1 protein-coding gene is annotated in these 3,603 nt (G+C 38.9%); it reads left to right on the top strand.

The window, feature by feature from the left end; all coding sequences use genetic code 11:
* Nucleotides 1-505 precede the first annotated feature (505 nt).
* The coding region (locus ACFIJ0_RS07200) for a DEAD/DEAH box helicase family protein (RefSeq protein ID WP_375644170.1) at nucleotides 506-3,603 on the top strand (3,098 nt) is incomplete at its 3' end.

The raw sequence follows: 3,603 nt of genomic DNA, 5'->3' as shown, positions 1-3,603 counted from the left end.
GATCTCTCCCCCACATTTATATGAGAAAACCTCTAAACAAAACTGTTTAGCCCGTCAATAGTTAATACATCAATATCCCCATAAATATAAAGGATAAATTTGCTAAACCATGTCCCCTTATTCATAGAGTGAACCTTCAAAGAACGCCTCATCTATGAGTTTTGATGGTTTTAAGGATTTGAAAAACCTTCAAAAGCTATCTGTAAACTGCCTCATAAAACGTTTCAAAATAATCATTATGATATTTTAAAAGCACATGCTTCATTTATCTTGATTGACTCGTGAAATAAACAGCAAAATTCACTATTTTGCTGATCTGACCTCATGTCATAGGCTGTGGATAAGTAGCCTTTATGAAATTTCTTTTTAAGCAGGTTGTGGCTCTTGAACACCCTTTTCTTATTTTATTATTGCTATTTGTTTTTAATAGATCTAGCAAACTCTATTTAGAGTTTTTTTGACACCGATAGATCAACGCTTATAAAGCGGTGGGGTTTTATTATAAATGCTTCAATCTCATACCAAACCACTGACATTACGCTCTCTGTTACAATCCTACCGTGATCATACAGAAAGTGCGCGCGATAGAGGAACTTCTTTTGAAAAGTTTGTGATTGCTTATTTGACGCAAGACCCGCTTCAATGCCAAGAATATGAAAAAGTTCAAACCTATTGTGAATGGGCTAAAGAGCATGGGGAAGATGGGCGTGATATCGGCATTGATCTGGTTGCTAAAATTCGTGATGAAGAAGGATATGCCGCTATTCAATGTAAGTTTTATAGTGCAAATCATCAGATCAAGAAAGAAGATATTGATAGCTTTATTGCTGCCTCGGGAAAAAAGATCTTCACACGCCGTATTCTGGTTGATAGCACCGAAGGTAATTGGAGTAACAATGCCGATCTCACCTGTGAAGGACAAGGAATCCGCATTCAACGGATTAATCTTTTTGATCTGGAAAACAGTCAAATAGATTGGTCAACCTTTGAAAGCAAAGGGGAAGCTACTCTTAAGAAAAAAGAACCGAAAAAGCTTTTAGATCATCAACAAGAAGCGCTTAAAGCTGTTTGTGACGGTTTACAAACAGCAGACCGTGGCAAGCTGATTATGGCGTGTGGAACGGGAAAGACCTTTACCAGTTTGAAGATAGCAGAAGCTCTTGCTGGTCAAGGTAAATGTGTTTTATTTCTTGTCCCCTCTCTTTCTTTAATGTCACAAACAATAAGAGAATGGACAGCAGATACAGAGATACCCTTGCGTTCCTTTGCGGTGTGTTCTGATACACAAGTTGGCAAGCGTCGTAAAGCCCAAGATGATGCTGCCGAACTCGATGTCTCGGATCTCGCTCTACCAGCAACAACAGATTCTCAAAAGCTTGGAGAAAAAGCCAATAAGACTTCTCCTGATACAATGACAGTGGTCTTTGCTACCTACCATTCGATCCAAGTGATTTCGGATGCGCAAAAGAAATATGCTTTACCCGAATTTGATCTGATCATTTGTGATGAAGCACACCGTACCACTGGAGCTGTGTTAGGAACAGACAAGAGTGAATCTGAGTTTATCAAGGTTCATAATAATAGCCTTATTCGGGGCAAGAAACGTCTGTATATGACAGCAACACCTCGTATCTTTAGTGATAATGCCAAAAAACAAGCTAATGAGATTGATGCTGTTCTGGCTTCTATGGATGATGAAGAGCTTTATGGCAAAATCCTTTATTCTTATAGTTTCTCCCATGCTGTAAAAAATGGACTTTTAACGCCTTACAAGATTATCGTTTTAGGTGTTGATGAAGGAGAAGTGAGTAAATCTATCCAGCATCTGATGACAGATGAGAATTATGAACTTATTCTTGATGATAGAACAAAGATCATGGGTTGTTATCAAGCGCTTACCAAAATGGATCTGAAAATTGATCTTGGGGATGATACAAGACCCATGCATCGAGCTTTGGCTTTTTGTAGAGATATTGATACTTCTGAACGCATATGTAGAACATTCAACGATGAAGAAGTTAAGAAAGATTTACGTAATCTTCATGAAAACCATAAAAATATTCCCCTTCTTAACTGTCAAGCAGATCATATTAATGGAAAATCTGGTGCCAAAAACCGTACGATAAAACTTGATTGGTTGAAAGAAGATGCGGGTGAGAATGTCTGCCGTATATTAACCAATGTACGCTGCCTTTCAGAAGGTGTTGATGTTCCTTCCCTTGATGCGGTTATGTTTTTACACCCGCGTAAAAGCCAAGTGGATGTGATACAGGCGGTGGGACGTGTGATGCGTCGTGCAAAAGGCAAAAAGATGGGCTATATCATTTTGCCGGTTGGTGTTCCTGCTGGTGTTTCACCAGAAGAGGCATTAAAAAACAATAAGAGATACAGTGTTGTCTGGCAAGTTCTCAATGCTTTGCTTGCCCATGATGAGAATTTTAGTAAAACCCTTAACCAGATGGTCTTAGGGCAAGACGTAAGCTCTATTATCGACATTGTTACAGTTTCTAAGAAAACCGAATTAGAGAATGTCACCACGGTTATTGACGAAATCCCGCTCCACGAAAAATCGGAACAATCCGGACTTCGTATTGGGACACAAGCTCATGAACCGCAACATAGTCATAGCGTAACAGGAAGATTACCCTTTTTTGTTGAGTTTCCCAATGCTCTCAAAACACTGATTGTTAAAAAATCTACTATGAGTGATTATTGGGGCATTTGGGCTGGCAATGTTGCTGAGATTGCACAAAACCATATCACACGCCTTGAAACTATGCTTTCTGATCAGACAAGCGAAGCTTATCATGCCTTTGATGCGTTTTATAAGGAATTAAAAAACAACTTAAACAGTGAGATAAAACAAGAAGAAGCGATTGAGATGTTAGCGCAACATCTTGTAACGCGTCCCGTGTTTGAAGCCTTGTTTGAAGGCAATGAATTTGTGCAAAACAATGCCATTTCGCAAGCAATGGAAAAAATCTTAACAGAACTCGATAAAACCAATATCGAGGAAGAATCCAAAGAATTACAAGAGTTTTATGACAGCGTAAAGTTCCGTGCCTCTGGCATTACCGAACCACAGGCAAGACAAAATCTTATTATCAAGCTTTACGAAGATTTTTTTGCCAAGGCATTTAAGAAGACAACGGATAGGCTTGGGATTGTTTATACCCCCGTTGAAGTTGTCGATTTTATCATTCATTCTGTTGATGATGTCTTACGCAATGAGTTTGGAAAAAGCTTGGGGTCACGGGGTGTTTCTATTCTTGACCCTTTCACTGGAACGGGGACCTTTATCACACGGCTTTTACAATCAAATCTCATCAAACCAGAGGATATGGAATATAAATTCCGTCATGATATCCATGCCAATGAGATTGTTTTACTGGCTTATTACATAGCAGCCATTAACATTGAAGCAACCTATCATGGTCTTATGAAAGGGAATTATATCCCTTTCAAGCATATTGGTTTAACCGATACGTTTCAGACGGTTGAAAAGCAAGATCTGATGAAGGGCTTACTAGAGGAAAACAGCGCATATTTAGAACTTCAGAAAAAGCTCAATATTGAAGTTATCTTTGGTAATCCCCCTTATTC

Origin of the sequence: Bartonella sp. OC68QHHN (assembly GCF_042193875.1) — a bacterium.
GTDB classification, from domain to species: Bacteria; Pseudomonadota; Alphaproteobacteria; order Rhizobiales; family Rhizobiaceae; genus Bartonella; species Bartonella grahamii_A.
The sequence above is the reverse complement of the archived record's forward strand: the minus strand, read 5'-3'. Positions and strand labels throughout refer to the sequence as shown.